The following is a 23,178-nucleotide window of genomic DNA, read 5'->3' on the forward strand; positions in this document are numbered from 1 at the left end:
TTCGCGCCGCCGTACCCGGGTACGGCGGCGCGAAGGGGTTCTGGCCGACCCGCCGCTCAGCGGATACTGAACAAACGAAATCTCCCCCGGAAACGGTGAGAAAAGCTCAGAAAACGACAAAGGCCATGGCCCGACGCGCCCGCCACACGTGGCGGACGCCGCCGTCTGGAAGACTTCACCCACGTGACCACCGAAGCACCCGCGACGCCTGCCGCAGGCTTGCCCGGCCCGGCGCCCCGCGGCCGACTGCGCGCCGCCGCGATCGCGATAGCCGACCGGCCCTACGCGATCACCGCGGCGCTCATCGGCCTCATCATGGTGCTCGACCTGTCCGGTCCCGACTGGCCCGCCGCGATCTTCCGCGCCAAGCTCGTCGAGGAGCACAACGCGCTCCTGTGGAACAACCAGTGGTACGGCGGCCACCTGCTCCCCGGCTACAGCGTCGTCACGCCGCTCCTGTCCCAGGGCATCGGCACCCACACCCTCACCGCGCTGTCCTGCATCATCTCCGCGTGGGCGTGGTCCCGCCTCGATGTCGGCCGCGACGAACTCGCCCGCCGCGTCGGCAGCTGCTGGTTCGCCGTCATGGCGTCCGTCGACTACCTCATCGGCCGCACGCCCTTCGCCCTCGGCGTCGCCGCCGGCCTGCTCGCCATCCTCGCGGCCCGCAACCAGCGCCTCTACTGGGCCGGCGCCGCATCCCTGCTGTGCGGCCTCGCCAGCCCGCTGTCCGGGGCCTTCCTGCTGCTGATCGGCCTCGCCTGGGTCCCGCGCCAGAACGTGTGGCCGACCCGCTTCAGCTTCGGCCCGGCCGGCGTCGGACTGCTCGTCTCGCTCGCGTTCCCCAGCGAGGGCATGTTCCCGTTCCCGTGGTGGCGGTTCTGGCCGATCATCGCGCTCGCCGCCGTCGGCCTGTGGCTCATCCCCGCGTCGCAGCGCAGCGCCCGGCGCTTCCTGGTCCTGTACGCGGCGTCCGCAATCGTCTTCTTCTTCGTCCCGACCGCCCTCGGCGGCAACCTCGCCCGGCTCGGCGAGATGGTCGCCGGGCCGATGATGGCCGTCGTGCTGCTCTCGCTCGGCCGACGGCGCCTGGTCATGCTGCTCGCCGTACCCCTGCTCGTCTGGGGCTTCCAGTCCGCGGCCATCGCCATCACCAACGACCGCGGGGACAGCCGCGGCGAGAAGGCCGAGTACTACGACGGCCTGCTCACCTACCTGGAGACCGCCAACCAGCCGCTCGGCCGCATCGAGATCCCCTTCACCCGCGGCCACTGGGAAAGCGTGTACGTCGCCGACAAGATGCCCCTCGCCCGCGGCTGGGAACGCCAGCTGGACCGCGGCCGCAACGCGGTGCTCTACCAGGAGATCCTGACCGCCCCCGAGTACCGCGACTGGATCGAGGAGACCGGCGTGCGCTTCGTCGCGCTGCCCGACGTCCCCATCGACAAGTCCGCCAAGCCCGAGGTCGAGCTCATCAAGTCCGGCGTGCCCTGGCTCAAGCCCGTCTGGTCCGACAAGCACTGGCAGGTGTGGGAGGTCGAGAACCCCAAACCCCTGCTGGAAGGCCCCGGCGTGCTCACCAGCCTCACCCCGTCGGAGTTCAGCTTCCGCGCCGACGCCCCGGGCACGTTCACGGTGCGCATCCACCCGACGAACCTGTTCGTCGCCGACCGCAAGGGCGTCACGATCAAACCGGACGCCGACGACGAGTGGACGACGATCCACGTCGCCACACCCGGCCCCGTCACGATCAAGGCCGACGAGTCCAAGCTGCTGCCCTGATGCCGGGGCGGTCGGAGCCCCGCGTACGCCACCTCGCGCGGGGTCCGGGCCGCGGGGCCGGGGCCAAGGTGCGACCGGCGGTCAGCGCCCGGCCCGCGGTCAGGGCTTGACCGGCACCGACTGCGGATCGATGCCGCCCTCCCACTTCGGCGCGGGCGGCACCCACGCCTCACAGGCCGCCAGCAGCCCCGCCGCGTCCCGTGCCACCAGCAGCGTGTCGCGGTAGCGCGGCTTGATGAAGCCGTTCCCCACCATCGCGTCCAGCGCGGCCGTCAACGGCGTCCAGAACCCGTCCACGTCCAGCAGCGCCACCGGCTTCGCGTGGATCGCCAAGTGCTGCCACGTCCAGACCTCGAACAACTCCTCCAGCGTGCCCGCCCCGCCCGGCAGCGCCACGAAAGCATCCGAAAGCTCCGCCATCGCCGCCTTGCGCTCGTGCATCGTCTCGGTGACCTCAAGCCGCGTCAGCCCCAGATGCGCGACCTCGCGCTCCACCAGCGAACGCGGCATCACCCCGATCACCTCGCCGCCCTCGGCCAGCGCGGCATCCGCCACGGCACCCATCAGCCCGACGTGGCCGCCGCCGAACACGACGCCGACACCCGCCCGGGCCAACGACCTTCCGAGTTCCGCCGCCGCCTCCCGGAACCGCGTACCCTCGCCCGACGCCGAACCCGCGAACACGGCTACCCGCACCTGAGCCTCCTCAGCTCCCCGCCCCCGCGACATGATCAATCCTCATTGTCGCAACCGGTGCCCGCCACCCGCCGACCAGGGCGTTGCCCCAGGCCACACCCGTACCCACGGCACGACACCCCCGCCCGGAACACCACAAAGCACCGGCCGGTCACCCATCCGACATTGACGCGACGACCCCAACCCACGGCAGAATGCCCGCGTGCCCCCCACCGAACGCCCTGCCTCGGACATCCCGTTCGAGCGGCTGTTCCCGCAGCTCGACGACTCCGGCCGCGAACGCCTCACCGCCGCCGCGAGAGCCCTCGACCTGCGCCGGTCACTCGACGACCCGGCACGCTGGTTCTGGAACGAACCCGACCCCGCCGACCCGCAGCCCGAACCCGAGGCACAACCCCACGTCCTCGGCACCGCCCTGCTGCTGTACGAATCGGACGGCGACTGGCTCGAACTGGGACTCGACGTCTGGCACCAGGAAGGCCCGCGCGTCAGCGTCACCGCCACCGTCGAAGTCGCCTGCTGGTGCGAACTCGACCACAACATGCACGCCGTCCAACGCGCCGAATGGACCGCCGACGGCGGACAAGCCCTCGTCGAGGCCTTCAACGCCGCCGCGCTGTCCGTGATCCGCCGCATCGAAGGCCCCCGCGACCCGCGCGACCTGCGCACCCGCGCCGGACTGCCGAACCCGCCCGAGCCCGTACCCGACCCCGACGACGGATCACCGGTCGACGGCGGCATGGCACCGAGCCGCCACACGCCCTGACCGCTCGTCAGCACCGGCAACGCCTGCCCGGGCCCGAACCGCCGCGACAAACCGCGACCAACTGCCTTGGTGGCAACGCCGCCAGGCCGACGCGCCGCGCCCTCGCACGCCCCACCACGCGTGGCAGCACCCCGTTTCTGGAAGACTCGCCTCGCATGAGCAGCACCTCGGCGGCCCCACCGGCACCCGGAGCCCCTTCGCGCACCGTCGGCCACGCACGCCTGCGAGCCACCGCCATATTCCTCGGCGACCGCCCGTACCTCATCACCCTCGCCCTCGTCGGACTGCTCACCCTCACCGGACTCTCCGGCCCCGACTGGCCCGCCCAGATGTTCCGCGCATGGCTCGCCCGCGAACACGGCGCCGTCCTGTGGAACAACCAGTGGTACGGCGGCCACCTCCTCCCCGGCTACAGCGTCATCACCCCCGCCCTCGCCGGAGCCGTCGGCACCCGCACACTCACCGCGTTCTCCTGCGTCCTCGCCGCCTGGGCCTGGAGCCTGCTCCGCGTCGGCAAACCCGGCCTGCCACGACGCATCGCCGCCATCTGGTTCGCCGCCATCATCAGCGTCGAATACCTCATCGGACGCACCCCGTTCGCACTCGGCGTCGCCGCCGCCCTCCTGGCCTTCCTCGCCGCACGCAACCACCGCCCCCTGCTCACCGCCTCCGCCGCGCTCCTCAGCGGCCTCGCGAGCCCGCTCGCCGGCGCCTTCCTCCTGATGGCCGCACTCGCCTGGGTCCCCGCCGAACGCGTCTGGGCTACCCGGCTCTCCTTCGCCCCCGCCGCCGCCGGACTCGTCCCCGCCGTCATCTTCCCCAGCACCGGCGACTTCGGATTCCCGCTCTGGCGACTCGGCGCCATACTCGGCTTCGCCGCCGTCGGCCTCGTCCTGCTCCCGGCCGGCCACCGCACGGCACGCCGCTTCCTGTGGCTCTACGCCGTCTCCGGAACCGTCCTCTACCTCGTCCCCAGCGCCGTCGGCGGCAACGTCGCACGCCTCGGCGAGGTCATGGCCGGCCCCCTCGCCGCGGTCGTCCTGCTGTCCCTGGGCCGACGGCGCCTCGTCGCACTGCTCGCCGTACCGCTCCTCGCGTGGCAACTCTCCTCCGCGAGCATCGCCGTCGCGCACGACTTCAAGGACAGCGCAGCCGACCACCACGCCTACTACACCGGCATGCTCGACTACCTCGCCGCCAACAACCAGCCCGTCGGACGCGTCGAGATCCCCTTCACCCGCGGCCACTGGGAAAGCGTCTACGTCGCCGAACACCAGCCCCTCGCACGCGGCTGGGAACGCCAACTCGACCGCGGCCGCAACGAGACGCTCTACGACCCCGACATGACCCCCGAGCAGTACCGCGCGTGGCTGCTCGAGACCGGCGTACGGTACGTCGCCCTCCCCGACGTACCCCTCGACCCCTCCGCCTACCGCGAAGCCGAGATCCTGCGCGCCGGCACCGGCTGGCTGCGCCCCGTCTGGTCCGACAAGCACTGGCGCATCTGGGAAGTCACCGACGCCGCCCCACTCCTGGAGGGCCCCGGCCGCCTCACCGAACTCACCCCGGCCAGCTTCACGTTCACCGCGGACCGGCCCGGCACGTACACCGTCCGCATCCACTACACCGCGTGGTTCACCGCCGACCGGCCCGGCACGCGGGTCGCCGAAGGCACGGACGGCTGGACCGAAGTGACGGTCCCGCACCCCGGCCCGGTCACCGTCACCGCGAAGGCCAGCGCGCTGCTCCCGTGACCCCTCGCGGAGCCCCTGACGGACCGTCGGCGACGACGCGACCCCCCGCCCGCCGAACCGGGCGGCACGCATCGTGCGCGCGAGGCCCACACACCGTGACCCGCGCCCCCGACACGGGATGTTAGTTTTTCCAGGCGCACCGATCCGTCGGTACACCGGTCCGTCCCGTACACCGTCCGTCCCTCCCGCGTACACCGGTCCGACCGCGCCCCGACCCGCACCCGCCACGGAAAGGCACAACCACGATGTCCGAGCCGCACAGCCACGCCAGCGACACCGAGGCCCGGATCTTCGTACAAGGCCAGCCCGTCGACAGCTACCCCGACTTCGCCCCCGAGGCCGCGCGCGGCGAGACCCTGCGCATCACCGTCGTCGGCGAAGAGGTGCTGCACCGCCCGTGCGCGGAGATCACCGAGTTCGGCACCCCCGAACTCACCAAGCTCATCGACGACATGTTCCACACCATGTACGTCGCCGACGGCGTCGGACTCGCCGCCAACCAGGTCGACGTCGGCATCCGCCTCTTCGTCTACGACTGCACCGACGAGGACGGCAACCGCCACGTCGGCCACATCCTCAACCCCGTCCTCGACGAACTCCCGGCCGCCGACCGGCACCTCGACGAAGCCGGCGAAGGCTGCCTCTCGGTCCCCGGCCCGCACAAGGACCTCGCCCGCCCCGACCACGCCGTCGCCCGCGGCGTCGACAAGGACGGCAACCCCGTCGTCATCTCCGGCTCCGGCTACTTCGCCCGCTGCCTGCAGCACGAGACCGACCACCTCAACGGCTACCTCTACATCGACCGCCTCTCCAAGCGCGACCGCAAGGACGCGCTCAAGAAGATGGAGTCGATGAAGGACGAGGTCTTCGCCCGCCGCGCCGAAAAGGCCGCCAAGCTCGCCGGCTGACCGCGCCCGCGGCGCGCCCTTCCCACGGGCCCCTTCCCGCGGGCCCCTTCCCACGCGACCCGTCCGCGGGATCCCCCTCACCCGGCCCTCGGCGGTCCGATTCCACGGTCACGCCCGCACCCGTGATCACGAACGCCATTGTCCTCGCAAGGCCGATGGGGCAGCATCCGGCGCTGTGGACATCGCCATGACACTCCCGACCATGCTCCCCCACGGCCGCGACGAGGTACTGCAATGGTGCCGCGCCGTCGACGAAGGCCCCTGGTCCAGCCTCGCCGTCCCCGAACGCGTCGCCTACACCAGCCACTCCATGACCGTGCAACTCGCCGCCGCGGCCGCCCTCACCGAACGCGTACGCCTCTGGACCACCATCGTGGTCCTCCCCTCGCACAACGCGGTACGCATGGCCAAGGACCTCGCGTCCGTCGACCAACTCTCCGACGGACGCCTCACCGTCGGCGTCGGGGTCGGCGGCCGCGAACAGGACTACCGAGCCGTCTCCGCCCCCTTCACCCGCCGCTGGCAACGCCTCGACGACCAGGTCGCCACCATGCGCGCCACCTGGGCCGGCACCCCGCCCGAGCCCGACCTCGACCCGATCGGCCCGCCCCCGGTCCAGGCCGGCGGACCACCCCTCGTCGCCGGCGCCATCGGCCCCAAAGCCACCGCCCGCGCCGCCCGCTGGGCCGCCGGCATCGACGACGGCACGGCAATCGCCAACCCCGACGCGGAAGCCCTCGCCGAGGTCGCCACCCGGGTCCGAGCCGCCTGGCGCGAAGCCGGCCGCACCGACGAACCCCACCTCTCCACCAGCATCTGGTACGCCCTCGGCGACAACGCCGAAACCCGGCTCCGCACCTACGCGTTCGACTACCTCAAAATCTTCGGCCCGGAAATCGCCGAAGCCATCGCCGACACCGCAACCGTGCACTCCCCCAAAGCCCTGCGCACCGCCGTCGAAACCGTCAAAGCCGCCGGCTTCCACGAACTCTTCCTGGTCCCCACCACCACCGACCCCCAAGAACTCCCCCGAACCCGCGAAGCCCTCGGCATCTGACGCTCCTGCCGTGGATGGCTCGGTCCCGCGGCGCCCGCGGCGGACCCCGGGAACGTCCTTGGGGTCCGCCGCACCACACCGTCAACCGACGAAACGCGCTCCGCTGCGCTGTCCAGGAAAGATGAACCCACCCATGACGCAGTGGCTTCCCGACTCCGTGGACACGGCGAACACCGGCCGTCGTCCGAGATCTTCGACACGCACCATGTGCACCGCCGAGTCCTTCCTGTAGAACCGGCTGATCTCGATGATCCTGTCAAGGCGCCCCTGCTTGGCAGGCAGCATGAAGCCAATCTCTCGGCGGAAGGCACGGATTCCGGTGCCTGAGATGCGGAGGTCGTACATCGGCCCGCCCGCGCTATATGTCACCGCCTGGCCGTCCCGCTTCCGTGTGTACTCGAAATTGCGATTGGCGTTGGCGTTCGAGTAAATCCGTCCTCGGATGCCGAAACAGCAGGCGAGCAATTGCTGAACATCCAGAAGGAGTTGCTGTGACGCGCTGCCCAAGCCGACGTAGCGCGTTTGGTTGGCAGGCTGGTTGACCACGCAACCGTCTGCGTCGAAGAGCCCCCGAAGGAACGCGGCCACTGCAGGCGACGGTGCCTCGCAGATCGCCGACGGAACCACCTTGGACGCCGCGCGGGCCTGGGAGACGCCGAGCTCCCCAAGGAACCCGACAAACCCGCGACGCATGAGGCGAAGCTGCCAGGTCCCGTTGCTCTGCAGGACCGGCTTGGCGGGTCTGGCCCCGATGCGACTCAGCAACGCACGATGCATCGGCATGACGAATCGCTGATCGTCCGGCGAGCCGTAGACGGCGACGGCGCCATGCTTCGTCAAGCACCCGTCGCCGACGAGCCATCCGAGGTAGTGGCACAGTGTCGGGCCCCACATGCGGGGAAGGTGGAGCGGTCCACGGGACGCACACGTCTCGGCAATTGCGTGGGCACGTGGGGGGATCCGGCCGACGCTCGCTCCTCGGGACACGATCCGGTGCGCACGTTCGACAATGTCGTCACGCGTCAGTTCGCCGAGGCACCGCCAGCCTCGTTCGCGAGTGAAGACGCGCTGCCCTGAAGTTCCCGCAATGATCGCCCCATCCGAGAACCGAACCGCCAGTGATTCCCGGACGCCGAGGGGCCTCACGGCAAGTCGGGTCAATTCGTCGTCCGCGCCGTCGGCAAGAGGCGGGATGGATGCATACTTGGCCACCCTGATCCGCTGCCCCGTCGCAAGGCGGACGAATGCGGCTTCGGCGGCGATGAGGCCGTGATCCGTCGGAATCTTGTGTGTCCCCAGGATCCCGCCGTGGACCTCGCACGGGTTTCCGGACTCGCGTACATCTTGTGTGATTTCCATGGGGACAGCGCATGCGACTGCACCGACACGATCATGTGATCATGCGAACTAAGTCCCTTATGCAATACAAAGGTTCACCCGTTCGGCCCAGGCAGACGGAGAGGGAGTCGGCCTAGGCCGACTCCCTCTCACAGGCACTTTCTCCGCGATCTCAACCGAAGTCAGTCACGATCTTCGGCTCACTCAATCTGCCTCAGCTGCAGCCGCTGGTCGAGCCGCAGCCTTCGCAGAGGTAGCAGCTGCCCGCCGGGCGCATCTTGATGCCGCAGGAGAAGCAGAGCGGGGCGTCCGCGCTGCGGCCCTGCTGGGCCTCCAGCAGCTCCGTCGACGAATGCACCGCCGCCGGAAGGACCTTCAGCTCCGGCGGGGAGCTCTTGTGCTCCCGCGGGGCCGACTGCGCCAGCGTCTCGGTGGTGACGTCGTCGTCATCGCCTTCCGTCTCGGCCGCCTCGTACGAGCCGGTGTCGAGGTGGCGCTGACGCTCCTCGGCCGAGTGGATGCCGAGCGCCGAACGCGTCTCGAAGGGCAGGTGGTCGAGCGCCAAGCGGCGGAAGATGTAGTCGACGATCGACTGCGCCATCCGCACATCCGGGTCGTCCGTCAGGCCGGCCGGCTCGAACCGCATGTTGGTGAACTTGGAGACGTACGTCTCCAGCGGCACGCCGTACTGCAGGCCGACCGACACCGCGATCGAAAAGGCGTCCATCATGCCCGCGAGGGTCGAACCCTGCTTGGACATCTTGAGGAACACCTCGCCCAGACCGTCGTCCGGGTACGAGTTCGCCGTCATGTAGCCCTCGGCGCCACCGACCGAGAACGAGGTGCTGATCCCCGGGCGGCTCTTCGGGAGGCGCTTGCGGACCGGGCGGTACTCGACGACCTTCTCGATCGCGACGGGCTTCTCTTCGGCGACCTCGTCCTTCTTCTTCGCGGAGAGGGGCTGGCCGACCTTGCTGCTTTCCCGGTAGACCGCGAGGGCCTTGGTGCCGAGCTTCCAGCCCTCCATGTAGACGCGCTCGATGTCCTCGACCGTCGCGCTGCCCGGCAGGTTGACGGTCTTGGAGACCGACCCGCTCAGCCACGGCTGAACGGCGGCGACCATGCGCACGTGGCCCATCGGTGCGATGGCCCGTTCGCCCATCGCGCAGTCGAAGACCTCGTAGTGCTCGGCCTTGAGGCTCGGCGCGTCGACGACGTGGCCGTTCTCGCCGATGAATTCGACAATCGCCTCGACCTGCTCGGCCTGGTATCCGAGCCGCTTGAGCGCGCGCGTGACGGTGCCGTTGACGATCTGCATCGAACCGCCGCCGACGAGCTTCTTGAACTTGACCAGAGCCAGGTCCGGCTCGACGCCGGTGGTGTCGCAATCCATCATCAGGCCGATGGTCCCCGTGGGAGCCAACACACTCGCCTGCGCGTTGCGGAAGCCGTTCTTCTCGCCGAGCTTGAGGACTTCCTTCCACGCCTTGGTCGCCGCGTCCCATACCGGGGTGTCGAGGTCGTCCGTGCGCGTGGCGGCGTCGTTGGCGTCCGCGTGCTGCTTCATGACGCGCTTGTGCGGCGCCTCGTTGCGTGCGTAGCCGTCGTACGGGCCCACCACTGCGGCCAGTTCGGCCGAGCGCTTGTACGCGGTGCCGGTCATCAGCGAGGTGATCGCACCGGCCAGCGCGCGGCCGCCGTCGCTGTCGTACGCGTGCCCGGTCGCCATCAGCAGCGCGCCCAGGTTGGCGTACCCGATGCCGAGCTGACGGAACGCGCGGGTGTTCTCGCCGATCTTCTTCGTCGGGAAGTCCGCGAAGCAGATCGAGATGTCCATCGCCAGGATGACCAGCTCGACGACCTTGGCGAACTTCACGACGTCGAACGTGTCGTCGTCGCGCAGGAACTTCATGAGATTCAGCGAGGCCAAATTGCACGAAGTGTCATCAAGGTGGACATACTCGGAGCAGGGATTAGAAGCGGTGATACGACCCGATTCCGGGCACGTGTGCCAGTGGTTGATCGTGTCGTCGTACTGGATCCCCGGGTCCGCGCACGCCCAGGCGGCTTCCGCCATCTTGCGGAAGAGCTTGCGGGCGTCGACGGTCTCGAGCACGTCGCCGGTCATGCGGGCGCGCAGGCCGAACTCCGAGCCCGCCTCGACGGCCTTCATGAACTCGTCGGAGACGCGCACCGAGTTGTTCGCGTTCTGGTACTGGACCGACGTGATGTCGTCGCCGCCCAGGTCCATGTCGAAGCCCGCGTCGCGCAGCGCGCGGATCTTCTCCTCTTCCTTCACCTTGGTGTCGATGAAGTCCTCGATGTCGGGGTGGTCCACGTCGAGGACGACCATCTTGGCCGCGCGGCGGGTCGCGCCGCCCGACTTGATGGTGCCGGCGGAGGCGTCCGCACCGCGCATGAAGGAGACCGGGCCGGAGGCGTTGCCGCCCGAGGACAGGAGTTCCTTGCTGGAGCGGATGCGCGAGAGGTTCAGGCCGGCGCCCGAGCCGCCCTTGAAGATCAGGCCCTCTTCCTTGTACCAGTCGAGGATCGACTCCATCGTGTCGTCCACCGACAGGATGAAGCAGGCGCTGACCTGCTGCGGCTGCATCGTGCCGACGTTGAACCACACCGGGGAGTTGAAGCTGAAGATCTGGTGGAGGAGGGCGTACGTCAGCTCGTGCTCGAAGATCTCGGCGTCGGCGGGCGAGCCGAAGTAGCCGTTGTCCTCGCCGGCCTTGCGGTAGGTCTTCACCACCCGGTCGATGAGCTGCTTGAGGCTCCACTCGCGCACGTCGGTGCCGACCGCGCCGCGGAAGTACTTGCTCGTCACGATGTTGACCGCGTTCACCGACCAGAAGTCGGGGAACTCGACGCCACGCTGCTCGAAGTTGATCGAGCCGTCGCGCCAGTTGGTCATGACGACGTCACGGCGCTCCCAGACCACCTCGTCGTACGGGTGGGTTCCGGGGGTCGTGTACACGCGCTCGATGCGGAGGCCCTTGCCGGGCTTCGCCCGGCCGGCGCCGCGTGCTGAGCCGCTCGTCGTCTCTGTCATACGTATCTCCTCCTGAACAACGCCGCGGGCGGGCCGGCGATTCCGGCATGCCCGATCGGGTGGTCCGTCGTTCGTTCCACCTGGTGTGTCGTGCGGTTTTGTGGGGTGTGGTGACGCCGTGGGTTCTTGGCGTCAGCGGGTGGGTCCGGCACCGGGCACGGGCTCACGCGGATGGTGTGGTTCTCCATCCGTGGCCGAAACCAATCCCCCGGAAAGGGGGACATCGTCTTCGGCGGGGGCTCCGGAAGCGGTTCCGGGGGTGTCGTCGGCGGGTCCGAGGGTGCCTGCGGCCTCGGTGCGCAGCAGGGAGATCTCGGATTCGAAGTCCTCGAGCGAGTCGAAGGCGCGGTACACGGAGGCGAAGCGCATGTACGCGACTTCGTCGAGTTCGCGCAGGGGGCCGAGGATGGCGAGGCCGACGTCGTGGGTGCTGAGTTCAGCGCAGCCGGTGGCGCGCACGGCCTCCTCGACGCGTTGGCCGAGTTGGGCGAGGGCGTCCTCGGTGACGGGCCGGCCCTGGCATGCCTTGCGCACGCCGGTGACGACCTTGTCGCGGCTGAAGGGTTCGGTGACGCCGCTGCGCTTGACCACGGTCAGGGAGGCCGACTCGATGGTCGTGAAGCGGCGGCCGCAGTCCGGGCAGGAGCGGCGGCGGCGGATCGCGGCGCCGTCGTCGGTGGTGCGGCTGTCGACGACGCGGCTGTCGGGCCGCCTGCAAAAGGGGCAGTGCATGACTGGTGTTGTCCTCCCCTGAGTGCCTGCCTGGGCTGCCGGGGCGGATCCGGGCGTACGCGCGGGTACGCGAGGTGTCCTTCCGGCGGTGTCGCCCCCGCGCCCCAGGGCCTCGTCGGACGGTTCGCGGCGAGGAGTTGGCTTGGTGCGCTTCGGGATGTGATATATACGGCGACCACAAATTATGGGTTAGATCTGGATCCGAACCACAAGATGTAGTGGCTACCGTATTGCGCGGCCCGAGGCGCTGCAAGCCGACACACTGACCCTCGGAGAGTGTCTTGCGACCTCTCGTCATCAGCGCAGGTCATCGCGGTGGCCCGGGAGGCCGGTGGGGCAAAAATTCAGCCGGGTGGACGCGTGTTACGGGAGATATCGGACAGATCCGATTTTGTCTCACCCGGGGACCCGCCCGGCCCGAAGGCCACCGCAGCCCCGCCCGCCGACGGCTCGACGGCATCCCGTCGGCATCCTGAAGACCGCCCGACGGCTGACCCGAGAACCCGCCCCGACCGCACTCCAGTACATACATTCGATCGAATACCTGTACGATTAATACTACGCCGGGGAGATCCCTGAGGCGGATTGGGCTAAATTCACTCGAACGTGTGTTTGGCGCAACCTTTCGATCCCGGCTACCGTTCTCCGTGTGCGAGTAATCCGTCGAGAGGGGAAACCCGTGTCCGGAGAAGCAGTCGGAGGCCCTCAGCCTCCGGCCTTTGCCAGTGCAGCCCGGAACACCGCGACAGCAACGGACGCACCCGGGGGGGACCGGTCGGAGTCGGCTCAGGTGCGGTCTCTTCCGCGCCGCGGAGCCGGTGGTCTGACGCCGCGTCAGAGCCGCGTGCTGGAGGTGATCCGCGCCTCCGTCGAATCGCGCGGATATCCGCCGAGCATGCGCGAGATCGGCGAGGCGGTCGGCCTGTCGAGCACGTCCTCGGTCGCACACCAGTTGATGGCCCTTGAACGCAAGGGCTATTTGCGCCGTGATCCGCACCGCCCGCGCGCGTACGAAGTACGCTCCCCCGACGGCGGACGCCCCCTCGCCCCCGTCGCGCCCAACGGCACGGGCAACGGGAACGGCAACGGCGCCGAGCGACCGGCCGCGTCGTATGTGCCCGTCGTAGGCCGCATCGCCGCCGGTGGCCCGATCCTGGCCGAGCAGTCCATCGAGGACATCTTCCCGCTGCCGCGCCAGCTGGTCGGTGACGGCGAGGTGTTCCTGCTGAAGGTCAGCGGCGACTCGATGATCGAGGCCGCGATCATGGACGGCGACTACGTGGCGGTACGCCGCCAGCCGGTCGCGGAGAACGGCGACATCGTCGCCGCCATGCTCGACGGCGAGGCCACCGTGAAGCGCCTGCGCAACCGCGACGGGCACCGCTGGCTGATGCCGCACAACCCGGCGTACGACCCGATCCCGGGTGACGACGCCACCATCTTGGGCAAGGTCGTCGCGGTCATGCGCCGCGTCTGACGCCTCCGGAGCGGCGCGGCGGGGCCGTGGGGAGCAATCCCCACGGCTCCGCGGCACGTCCGCACGCCTGTGCGTAGGCGCCCCTGTGCGTACGCCCCTGCGCGCCCGTCAGGCCAGCGTCACCAGCGCCGGAATGCCCGGCTGCACGAACCACGCGAACCCGACGAGGCGGCCTTCGGTGAGCAGCCAGTCGTCCGTGTCCCCCGCGCCGAGCAGGTCCTTGCCGCCCACCGCCCGCGCGCCCAGCGACGAGCCGTCCTCGTGCTTGAAGGCCATCAGCCTGCCCGGCGCGCCCGGCAGGCCCGTCGCCAGGACCAGGACCCCGGTCGGGTCGAAGCCCACGATGTCCCCGTCGCCCATGTCCTTGCCCAGCGGCTTGCTCCACCGGGCCTTGCCGGTATTGAGGTCGAACGCCACCAGCCGCACGGCCTCGCCCGGCCCCAGGTCGCGCCGGGTGCTCATCAGGTAGAGGGTGTCGTTGGCGACCGCGAGCGCGTAACGCGTGGGTGCCCCGAAGTCCAGGTCGTAGGGGCTGTTTCCGTACTCGAGTTGGAGAACGCCCTCGGGCCCGCGCCGCGGTATCTCGGACCGCAGATTGCCGTTGGTGTCATATGTCTGCAGGAAGTCCTCGCCATTGCGCTGGATTTCGACCAGCGCCGGGTCGGCGTGGATCAGGGTCACCGAGGCGTAGTCGTCGCCGGTCGCGGGGATGTTCTTGGTCCATTTCCGGGTGCCGTCGCCGGAGTCGAATGCGGTGAGTACCGCGGGCTCGCCCTCCTCGTACGTGGTCTGTGTCGTGAGCACGGTTTTCCCGTCCACGCGCAGGCCGTCGATCTCGTCGGGATCCGATTCGGACGAGTCCCACTTCCAGCGCTGGTCGCCGGTTTTCAGGTCGTAGGCGGCAATGCCCCGCAGCGTCGTCACGACGACCTGTTCGGCGTCGACATCGGTTTGCACGATTCGATATCGGTCGTCGGTGGCGGACACGTCCTTGGTCTTCTTGTCCCACAGCGAGCGCATGGTGGCGAGTTCGATCGCGACGGTCGTGTCGCAGTCGTCGTCCCTGCCGTACATCGCGATGCCGATGCCCTGTGAGGTCTTGGGGACCATGCCGCACAGTTGGCCGGAGGGCGGCGTGAACTTGCCGGTCTCACGGCCGTCGGCGATGTCGTACGCGACGATCGCCTTCTCGTCGCCGGCGAAGGCCCGGGTGCCGGACGTCCACGCGCCGAGCATCTCGACGCCCGTGCCGGGGTCGGGGGTCGCCCATGCGCGCGCCATGGTCTTCCCGTCGGTGGCCGTGGACGACCCCCCGCCTCCGTCGTCGTCCTTGACGACGAACAGCCAGACGAGCGTCCCGGTGGCGATGAGCGCGAGCACGACGACCGTGGACAGGATGGCGATCAGACGGCGGCGGGCGGGGTCGGGCGGCGCGGCGGGCGGGCTTCCGGGGCCGGAGCCGTACGGGTTGTAGGGCGGCGTGGAGCCCTGCGCGTGGCCGCTCGGCGGGGGCGGGCCGGGGTACGCGTTGCCGGGTGGCGGTCCCGCAGGCGGCCCTGCCGGAGTGCCCGCAGGTGGCCCGGCAGGGGGTCCCGCGGGCGGAGCCGGGGGAGGTCCGGACGGGGCCCCGGGGGTGGACGGCGGCGGCGGTACGCCGGGCAGGCTGGGGCTGGGCGGTGACGGCTGCCAGGGGCCGGCGCCGGTGCCGCCCGAGGTGCCCGCGCCGGGGCCGGAACCCGGGCCGGGCCCGGATCCGCCGGGTGGCGGCGGGCCGCCGTAGGCGGGCGGGCCTCCCGGTCCGACCGGCATGCCAGGAGGCCCGTACGGGCCTGGAGGCTGCGTCATGGTTCCCCCTCGCGGTCCCGGCTGAGCCGCGGTTCGGCCCGGCCGCGTGACGAGGATATGTATCTTCGTGCCGGCTGCTCTGCGTGAGAGTCCGTCAGTTCCTGGCTACAGCAGGCGTGTTGCCCGCCGTGGCTGCTCAGTCGGTGGCGGTGGCGGTGGCGGTGGCGGTGCCGCGCAGTGCGCCCGGGTGAAGTCCGAGGACCCGTTCGGCGGTTGCCGTCGCCATGCCGTCGACGGCGGGGTGGCCGACGTCGGTGTAGCCGTTGGCGTATGCGCCGATCCCGTCGACGACGACGAGGATGTGCAGCGCCGCGCCGAGTGCGTCGTCGGTGGTGAACTCCCCTGATTTGACGCCGTCTTCGACGAGTGCGGTGAGTGCGCCGCGGGTGACCGCCTCCTGCCCGTCGACGACTTCGCGGAGGCCTTCCCTGAAGCGGCTGAGGTGCCGGGCGTTGAGCCACAGTCGGCTGAGGTCGCGGGAGGACGGGTCGTCGAGGCGGGCGAGGAAGCGGGCGAGGCGTTCGGTGGGCGGCCGGTCTTCCTCGTCGGCGGGCAGGAGGGCGTCGCGTTCCCGGGTCGCGGCGTCCGCGAAGGCCTCGCTGACCAGGTTGTCCGCGGCCGGGAAGTAGTGGCCGATCAGCCCGGGGCGTACGCCCAGCTCGTCGGCGACGCGTCGCAGGGTGATGCGTTCGAGGCCCTCCTCGAGGGCGATGCGCGCCGCGGTCCGCAGGATCTCCGCGCGGCGTTCGTCCGGGAGCTTGCGAATTCGCTGCGGTCCGGGCCTTGACGTCATGGCGGACAGCTTATTGGATGTGTGCCCATTAACCAATTGGCCATGCGACCAATACCGCGGATGCGCCCGAACGACACCGGACCGACACCCGAGCGCGACCCGGGTGGCACCCGCGACCCCCACCCAGCGTCCCGGCCGACCCCCGAGAGGCCCGACCCGAGAGGCCCCGATGACCACCCTGAATCCCGACTCCCCCGGCTCCCCGGGGCCCGCCTCTCCCGGCCCCGTGGCCGCGAGCCCCCGGGACGCGCACACCTTCGACCTCGCCGGCCATCCGGAGACCCGCGGCATCGACCAGGTGCCGACGGACGAGCGCACCGGGCACCCGCGCAGGCTGTTCGCGGTCTGGGCGGCCCCGAATGTGAGCTACCTCAGCTTCGTGGTGGGTGGCGGCCTGATCCTGATGGGCCTCACGCTCCCGCAGGCGATCGGGGTCATCCTCGCGGGCAACCTGCTGTGGATCTGCACCGGCGTCGTCGCCGCGTCCGGCCCGGTCGCGGGCACCAGCGGTTCGGTGATCTCCCGTGCGATGTACGGCGTGATCGGCAACAAGGTCGTCCTGGTCCTGACCGGATGGCTCATCGCCGCCGCCTACCTGGCACTCAACTGGTCGGCGGCCTCGGTGGCCGGCCTCGGCCTCGCCGACCGGTACGGCCTGCCCGGCAGCGCCCCCGTCGAGGCGGCCGTCATCTGCGCGATCGCCGCCGGGACGCTGCTCATCGCGATCTACGGCTACGCCCTGATCGTCCGCCTGTACACCGCACTCAGCATCATGCTGACCGCGGTGTTCGTCGTCGTGACCGGCTACGTCCTGGCCGAGGCCGACTGGTCGTACGCCCCCGCCGAACCACTGCACGGCGCCGCCCTGGCCGCCACTCTCGGCGCGGGCTTCACCATCATCGCCTCCACGCCCCTCTCCTACAGCAACAGCCCCGACCTGGCGCGCTATCTGCCGCGCGGCAGCAGCCCGTTCGCCATCGCCGGGTGGACCGCGCTCGGCGCGTACCTGCCCAGCGTTGTCTTCACCTCCGTCGGCGCCCTCGCCGCCACCGGCCTCGACATGAGCGACCCGCAGGCGGCCCTGGAAAGCGTGATGCCGGGATGGTTCATCCCCGTCTTCGTCATCGCGGTCGTCACCAACACGATGGCGAACAACGGCATGACCGCCTACAGCGCGAGCCTGTCGATCCAGTCGGTCGGCGTCCGCCTCGCGCGCATCCCCGCGGTGATGGTCATCGGCGTGCTCGGCACCGCCATGACGCTGTACGCGATCCTCGTCTTCGACTTCCTCACCAGCGTCAACACGATGCTCCAGCTCGTCGTCGCGGTGACCGGCCCGGCGATGGCGGTCGCGGTGACCGACCTGCTGCTGCGCCGCAACCGCTACAACGGCGCCGACCTGCTGGAGCAGGAGCGCGGCGGGCCGTTCTGGTATCACCGCGGCGTGCACTGGGCCGGCGTCGCGGCGCTGGTGGTCGGCGGCCTGGTCGCCGCGATGTGGGTGAACACCAGCTTCTGGACCGGGCCGATCGCCGCGGCGACCGGCGACGTCGACCTGGCGATCCCGTCGGGCATGGCCGCGGCGGCGCTCACGTACTGGGTGGTCACCAGGGTCCTCGGCACGATCCCCCGGGCGCACTCGGCCTCTTGACGCACGACCTCCGCCCGAAATCCGTCCCCGAAATCACGCCCCGAAATCCCGCCCCCAATTTCGGCCCCGAAATCCCGCCCCCGAAGCACACGAACCCGAAGCACGAAGAGGAAGACCGTGTACGCCGACGTCATCCTGCTCGCCCACCACATCGAGCACCTGACCGATACCTCCGCCTCGCCCGCGGACGCGGTCGCCATCGCCGACGGCCGCGTCGCCGCCGTCGGGTCCGCGTCCGAGATCGCCGCGCTGCGCGGACCGAACACGGTCGTCCACGAGTTCCCGGGCGCGGCGGTCCTGCCCGGTCTCGTGGACGTCCACGCCCACCCCGTGTGGGGCTCCATCTCGACGGGCAGCGGCGTCGACATGCTCGGCGCCGCCACGCTCGACCAGGTCTTCGACCGTGTCGCCGCGGCCGCCGCGGGTCGGCCCGCCGACGCGTGGATCACCGGATACGACCTCGACGTCAACGTGTTCGACGGCGACCCGACCGGCCTCGTGTTCGCGGAGCGCTTCCCCGGCACGGCCATTTCGCTGATGACCCGGGACGCGCACGCCCTGGTCGTGAGCCCCCGTGTCGTGGAACTCGTCGGGCTGACCGGGCGAGAGACGTTCACCGACGCCTCGTCCGTCGAGACCGGTCCGGACGGCCGTCCCACCGGCTACATCGTCGAACTCCAGGCAATGGACCTGGTGTTCCCGCACTACCCGGAGATCCCGGTGGAGACGGCGGCGGCGTACGTGCGGGACCGGCTCGAACAGCTCGCGGCATGCGGCCTGACCGGGCTGCACGCACTCGACTTCGGCGACCCCTCCGAGGACGTCTACCGGTACATCGAGGCGCACGGCGAACTGCCGCTGCGCGTACGCTGCTCGCCCCTTGTCCCCGCCGACTCCGCCCCGGAGGCGTGGGCGCAAGTCGCCGGGCTCCAGGGCCGCGGCGGGCGCCGCTGGCACGTCGAGGGCGCCAAGTTCATGCTCGACGGGACGGCGGACAACGGCACCGCGTGGTTCGAGCGGCCCGACATCCATGGTGAGAACCGCGAGCCACTGTGGCGGGACGTCAACGGTTACCGTGCGGCCATGCGGTTCTTCGCGGAGCGCGGCATCCCGACGGCGACCCACGCGATCGGCGACCAGGCGGTGCGCTTCGCCCTCGACGTCATCGAGGAGGTGGGGCCGGTGCAGCGGGCGCCGCACCGCATCGAGCACATCGAGTCCATCCCCGACGACCTACTGGGCCGGTTCGCCGAACTCGGCGTCGTGGCAAGCCTCCAGCCCGTGCACGGCACCCGGCACACGCGTGCCGACGGCACCGACAACTGGTCGCGCCGCATCGGTCCCGACCGGGTCGCGCACGGCTGGCGTACGCGCGACCTGCTCGACCACGGCGCGGTGGTGGTGCTCGGCTCCGACTGGCCGATCGGGCCGGGTGATCCGCGGGTAGGGCTCGCCGACTGCCAGTTGCGCCGTCCGGTCGAGGAGCCGGGGACGCCGCCGGTGCAGCCGGGGCAGGCGGTGGCGGCGCGCGAGGCGTACGCGGGGATGACGGTGGCCGCCGCGTACGCCGGGGGCGTCTCCCACGAGTTGGGGCGCGTCGCGCCGGGCTACCTGGCGGACCTGACCGTGTTCGCCGCCAATCCCCTCGACCTCGCGCCCGAGGCCCAGCCCGGCAATGCGGTGCTTGCCACCGTCGTGGGCGGCCTGGTCCGTACGTACGCCGGCGCCGCCAACTCCGCTTCCGAGTACGACGGAAGCCCGAACCCCGGCGGGGCACTCACAGGAGGCGCGCGCGCCGAAGGCCCCGGCAACGAAGGTGCGCACGACGAAAGTTCGCACAACGGCACCCGGAAAGGACGCCTGTGAACGCCGAACCCACGCCCACAACCACGACCACGACCACCGCCTCCCCCGGTGCCGCCCCCATCCCCCGCCCCGCGCACCGTCGCCACGTGCGGGTCGCGGCCGACGACCCCTACACGCGCGGAACGGAACGCGGGGGGCAACTGCGCGACGGGATCCCGGCCGCGATCGAGGCGTACGACCGCCTCTTCGCTCTCGGCGGCGTGTCCCCCGCCCAGGTACGCGAGGACGCCGAACGGGCACTCGACGCCATTGACCGGTTCCGCCCCGGTGCGCGCGCCGAGATCGAGGGCATTGCCCACGGTGCGGGCGTCGACGTGTGGCGTGTCGCGGCGCTCAACGCGCGCACGGAGATCCTGGCGCGCAGCACGGTCGTTCCGCCCGGTGAGTGCACCACGGTGGTCCGGATCCGCGACGTCGATGCGGGTGACAATCCGTCGGCGGCAGGGGTGTTCGGTGTGCAGACGTGGGACTGGCACGTCGAACTGACCGACGGGTGGCACACCTTGGAGTCACGCGGCGGGGCACGCGGCTTCGTGGGTCTGACCGAGAACGGCATCCTCGCCAAGATCGGCGTCAACAGTGCCGGGCTGGCCCTGCACTTCAACATCCTGGGGCACGTGCGCGACGGTATCGGCGGTGTCCCGGTGCACGTGCTCGCGGCCGTCGTACTCGGGGAAGCGGGCGGTGTCGACGAGGCGGTCGACATCGTGCGCTCGGCGCCGTTGGGGTCGTCGGGTTCGTTCGCGTTGTTCGGCGAGGCCGGTGGCGCGCTGCTCGACCTCAGTCCGGTGGGGGTGTTCGAGGCGCGGGCGGAGCACGGCTATCTGCTGCGCACGAATCACTTCCTGACCGCGGTGCCCGCCGCGGACGAGAAGTCGTGGCTCTACCAGCCCGATTCGGGCGAGCGCCGGGAGTTCGTACGCGCCCGTCTGGCGGACGCGAAGCCGCCGGAGACGGCCGCGGACCTGGTGGGGCTGCTGGTGACGGGTCCCGGTGAGCCGCCGGTGACGTGCGTGCCGGACCCGGGTCTGCCGCTCGGCCGGCGGTGGGCGAGTCTGGCGACCGTCACGCTGGACCCGGCCACGCGTACCGCGAACGTCCTCGACGGCACTCCGGCGGACGCGGCCAGGGGGCCGTGGCGCACCCTGACCGCGCGCTGAGCGCGGCCTGACCGCGTCAGACGTTGATCGCGGTCAGCGAGCGCCGTACCTGGTTGCGGTCGGTGGTGTACCAGAAGTCGGGCATGGAGGCGCGGAAGAAGCCGCCGTACTGCTTGGTGGCCAGCCGCGAGTCGAGGACCGCGACCACGCCGCGGTCGTCGGAGGCGCGGATGAGGCGGCCGGCTCCCTGCGCCATCAGCAGTGCGGCGTGGGTGGCGGAGACGGCCATGAACCCGTTGCCGCCCGCCTCGTGCACGGCCTGCTGACGGGCGCTCATGAGCGGGTCGTCGGGGCGGGGGAAGGGGATGCGGTCCATGACGACGAGTTGGCACGCCGGTCCGGGCACGTCGACGCCCTGCCACAGGGAGAGGGTGCCGAAAAGGCAGGAGGCGGGGTCGCCGGAGAACGCCTTGAGGAGTTCGGGCAGCGAGTCGTCGCCCTGGCAGAGGATGGGGACGTCGAGGCGTTCGCGCAGGGCCTCGGTCGCGGCCTCGGCGGCGCGGCGGGAGGAGAAGAGTCCGAGCGTACGCCCGCCGGCGCACTCGACGAGTTCGGCGAATTCGTCGAGGGTGGACGGGTGCATGCCGTCGCGGCCCGGCGGCGGCAGGTGCTTGGCGACGTAGAGGATGCCCTGCTTGGGGTAGGCGTACGGGGATCCGACGTCCATGCAGCGCCAGGGGGCGAGTTCGGCGTCGGTGTCGGGGTCGCCGTCCTCGTCCTCGTCCGTGTCCCCCGTTTCCGGCTCTTCCGCGTCGGCGGCGGCGCGAACCGCCTTGGCGCGTGCGGGCGGTGCGACGGGGACGGTGGTGCCGGGCTCGGGTAGGAGCCCTTCGGGGCTGAGGCCGAGGGTGCGGGCGACGCCGGTGAAGTCGCCGCCGAGCTTGAGCGTCGCCGAGGTGAGGATGACGGTGCGGTCGCCGAAGAGGGCCTCGCGCAGGAGGCCGGCGACGGCGAGCGGGGCGATGCGCAGCGAGGGGCCGACGCGGTCGCTGCGTTCGATCCAGAGCACGTCGTACGGGGATCCGCCGAGGATGCGCTCGCAGGTGTCGTGCACGGCCTGGGCGGAGGCCATCGCCTGGCGCCGTGCGGCGTCCTCGTCGGAGAGGGACTTGTCGCGGACCTCGCCGAGCGAGGTGATGACGGCGCGGGCGCCGTCGCGCAGGGCGGCCAGTGCCCAGCCGAGGTCCGGGTCGGGTTCGGCGAGGCGGGCGGGCTCGCGCATGCTCATGGCCTTGGCGTACGCCTCGGCGGCGGACTGCAGCGCGTCGACGGCCTTCTCGTTGGCGAGCTTCGCGGCGCGGCGGGCGGCGCGCTCCACGGTGCCGATGGTGAGGTCGTCGGTGGCCACGGAGGTGACGCGCGTGGCGAGTTCGTGGGCCTCGTCGACCACGAGGACTTCGTGCTCCGGCAGGACGGGGGCGCCTTCGAGGGCGTCGATGGCCAGCAGCGCGTGGTTGGTGACGATGATGTCGGACTGCTTGGCGATCTCGCGGGCGCGTTCGGCGAAGCACTCCTGGCCGTAGGTGCACTTGGAGGCGCCGAGGCATTCGCTGGAGGAGACGGAGACCTGGGCCCAGGCGCGGTCGTTGACGCCGGGGCTGAGGTCGTCGCGGTCGCCGGTCTCGGTGTCGTCGGCCCAGTCGCGTACCCGCAGGATGTCGCGTCCGATCGGGGAGGTCGGCGAGGGGTCGAACAGGACTTCGCCTTCGTCGGGCGGGCCGTCGTGGAGGCGGTGGAGGCACACGTAGTTGCTGCGGCCTTTGAGGGTGGCGAAGCTGGGGCGGCGGCGCAGCAGGGGGTGCAGGGCTTCGACGGTGCGCGGCAGGTCGCGTTCGACGAGCTGGCGCTGCAGCGCGAGCGTGGCGGTGGCGACGACGACGCGGCGGTAGCCCGAGAGCGCGGGGACGAGGTACGCCAGCGACTTGCCGGTTCCGGTGCCCGCCTGGACCAGGAGGTGCTCGCGGCGGGCCACGGCTCCCGCGACGGCTTCGGCCATGCGGATCTGGCCGGGGCGTTCGGTGCCGCCGACGGCGTGGACGGCGGCGGCGAGGAGCTCGCCGAGGTCGGCGCGTCCGCCGGAGGCGGCGCCGGGCTGGTCCGCGGGCACCGTGGTCTCGGTGTCGCCGCTGCTGGTTTCGGGGGCCTCGGGTGCCGCGGTGTCGCTCATCGGGTCCAGCCTAAGGGGTGCGCCGGACCTTTCCGCCGAGGCGTCGGGATATGCGAATCCCCCCGCCGACGGGCGGTTTTCCCGGGCCCGGCCGGTGCCCGGCCCGGGTTCCCCGTCCTGGGTTCCCC

Annotated in this window: 16 protein-coding genes; 9 read left to right on the forward strand and 7 right to left on the reverse strand. The window is 70.9% G+C overall.

Annotated elements, in window-relative coordinates; all coding sequences use genetic code 11:
• Window positions 1-183: 183 nt before the first annotated feature.
• The gene (locus tag AB0C36_RS27660) at window positions 184-1,782 is read left to right on the forward strand and encodes a hypothetical protein (RefSeq protein ID WP_358358941.1); all 1,599 of its coding nucleotides are present in this window, start codon (window positions 184-186) and stop codon (window positions 1,780-1,782) included.
• Window positions 1,783-1,881: 99 nt separating this feature from the next.
• On the opposite strand, the gene AB0C36_RS27665 is transcribed toward AB0C36_RS27660, so the two are convergent.
• Complete coding sequence (locus AB0C36_RS27665) at window positions 1,882-2,478, reverse strand: LOG family protein (RefSeq protein WP_358358944.1); 597 nt, start codon at window positions 2,476-2,478, stop codon at window positions 1,882-1,884.
• A gap of 202 nt (window positions 2,479-2,680) precedes the next feature.
• On the opposite strand from AB0C36_RS27665, the gene AB0C36_RS27670 reads away from it, so the two are divergent.
• The 4 genes from AB0C36_RS27670 (at window position 2,681) to AB0C36_RS27685 (ending at window position 6,963) form a co-directional block, all read left to right on the forward strand.
• Window positions 2,681-3,244, forward strand: a complete 564-nt coding sequence (locus tag AB0C36_RS27670) for a hypothetical protein (RefSeq protein WP_358358946.1) — start codon at window positions 2,681-2,683, stop codon at window positions 3,242-3,244.
• A 155-nt stretch (window positions 3,245-3,399) separates the two neighbouring features.
• Window positions 3,400-4,998, forward strand: a complete 1,599-nt coding sequence (locus AB0C36_RS27675; RefSeq protein WP_358358948.1) for a hypothetical protein — start codon at window positions 3,400-3,402, stop codon at window positions 4,996-4,998.
• 245 nt (window positions 4,999-5,243) lie between these two features.
• Window positions 5,244-5,906 carry a peptide deformylase gene (gene def, locus AB0C36_RS27680; RefSeq protein ID WP_358358951.1) on the forward strand — a complete coding sequence of 221 codons (663 nt, stop codon included), beginning with the start codon at window positions 5,244-5,246 and terminating at the stop codon, window positions 5,904-5,906.
• Window positions 5,907-6,093: 187 nt separating this feature from the next.
• On the forward strand, window positions 6,094-6,963 hold the full coding sequence (locus AB0C36_RS27685; protein WP_358358954.1) for an LLM class flavin-dependent oxidoreductase: 870 nt from the start codon (window positions 6,094-6,096) through the stop codon (window positions 6,961-6,963).
• A gap of 81 nt (window positions 6,964-7,044) precedes the next feature.
• Here AB0C36_RS27685 and AB0C36_RS27690 read toward each other — a convergent pair whose 3' ends face one another.
• From AB0C36_RS27690 to nrdR, 3 genes are all read right to left on the reverse strand, one after another.
• Window positions 7,045-8,322, reverse strand: coding sequence for an LAGLIDADG family homing endonuclease (locus tag AB0C36_RS27690; protein WP_358358956.1), 1,278 nt, complete (start codon window positions 8,320-8,322; stop codon window positions 7,045-7,047).
• A 193-nt stretch (window positions 8,323-8,515) separates the two neighbouring features.
• Window positions 8,516-11,359 carry a vitamin B12-dependent ribonucleotide reductase gene (locus AB0C36_RS27695; RefSeq protein WP_358358960.1) on the reverse strand — a complete coding sequence of 948 codons (2,844 nt, stop codon included), beginning with the start codon at window positions 11,357-11,359 and terminating at the stop codon, window positions 8,516-8,518.
• Window positions 11,360-11,491: 132 nt separating this feature from the next.
• Window positions 11,492-12,091 (reverse strand): transcriptional regulator NrdR, encoded by a 600-nt coding sequence (gene nrdR, locus AB0C36_RS27700; protein WP_435839125.1) that lies wholly within the window; start codon window positions 12,089-12,091, stop codon window positions 11,492-11,494.
• Between the two features lie 679 nt (window positions 12,092-12,770).
• Here nrdR and lexA point away from each other — a divergent pair.
• Window positions 12,771-13,568, forward strand: coding sequence for a transcriptional repressor LexA (gene lexA, locus AB0C36_RS27705; protein WP_435839126.1), 798 nt, complete (start codon window positions 12,771-12,773; stop codon window positions 13,566-13,568).
• A gap of 108 nt (window positions 13,569-13,676) precedes the next feature.
• On the opposite strand, the gene AB0C36_RS27710 is transcribed toward lexA, so the two are convergent.
• Together AB0C36_RS27710 and AB0C36_RS27715 are read right to left on the reverse strand one after the other, a co-directional pair.
• Window positions 13,677-15,413, reverse strand: coding sequence for an outer membrane protein assembly factor BamB family protein (locus AB0C36_RS27710; protein WP_358358964.1), 1,737 nt, complete (start codon window positions 15,411-15,413; stop codon window positions 13,677-13,679).
• Between the two features lie 136 nt (window positions 15,414-15,549).
• A complete protein-coding gene (locus AB0C36_RS27715) occupies window positions 15,550-16,206 on the reverse strand; it encodes a TetR/AcrR family transcriptional regulator (protein ID WP_358358967.1) in 657 nt (218 codons plus the stop codon).
• A gap of 169 nt (window positions 16,207-16,375) precedes the next feature.
• On the opposite strand from AB0C36_RS27715, the gene AB0C36_RS27720 reads away from it, so the two are divergent.
• From AB0C36_RS27720 to AB0C36_RS27730, 3 genes are all read left to right on the forward strand, one after another.
• Entirely contained in the window at window positions 16,376-17,857 is a 1,482-nt protein-coding gene (locus AB0C36_RS27720; RefSeq protein WP_358358970.1) for a purine-cytosine permease family protein, read from the forward strand.
• Window positions 17,858-17,974: 117 nt separating this feature from the next.
• The gene (locus AB0C36_RS27725) at window positions 17,975-19,723 is read left to right on the forward strand and encodes an amidohydrolase (RefSeq protein ID WP_358358973.1); all 1,749 of its coding nucleotides are present in this window, start codon (window positions 17,975-17,977) and stop codon (window positions 19,721-19,723) included.
• Window positions 19,720-20,883 carry a C45 family autoproteolytic acyltransferase/hydrolase gene (locus AB0C36_RS27730; protein ID WP_358358976.1) on the forward strand — a complete coding sequence of 388 codons (1,164 nt, stop codon included), beginning with the start codon at window positions 19,720-19,722 and terminating at the stop codon, window positions 20,881-20,883. The genes AB0C36_RS27725 and AB0C36_RS27730 overlap by 4 nt, the downstream gene beginning before the upstream one ends.
• 16 nt (window positions 20,884-20,899) lie before the next feature.
• Here AB0C36_RS27730 and AB0C36_RS27735 read toward each other — a convergent pair whose 3' ends face one another.
• A complete protein-coding gene (locus AB0C36_RS27735) occupies window positions 20,900-23,050 on the reverse strand; it encodes an ATP-dependent DNA helicase (protein WP_358358979.1) in 2,151 nt (716 codons plus the stop codon).
• Between the last annotated feature and the right edge of the window lie 128 nt (window positions 23,051-23,178).

This window comes from Streptodolium elevatio (assembly GCF_040649515.1).
GTDB classification, from domain to species: domain Bacteria; phylum Actinomycetota; class Actinomycetes; order Streptomycetales; family Streptomycetaceae; genus Yinghuangia; species Yinghuangia elevatio.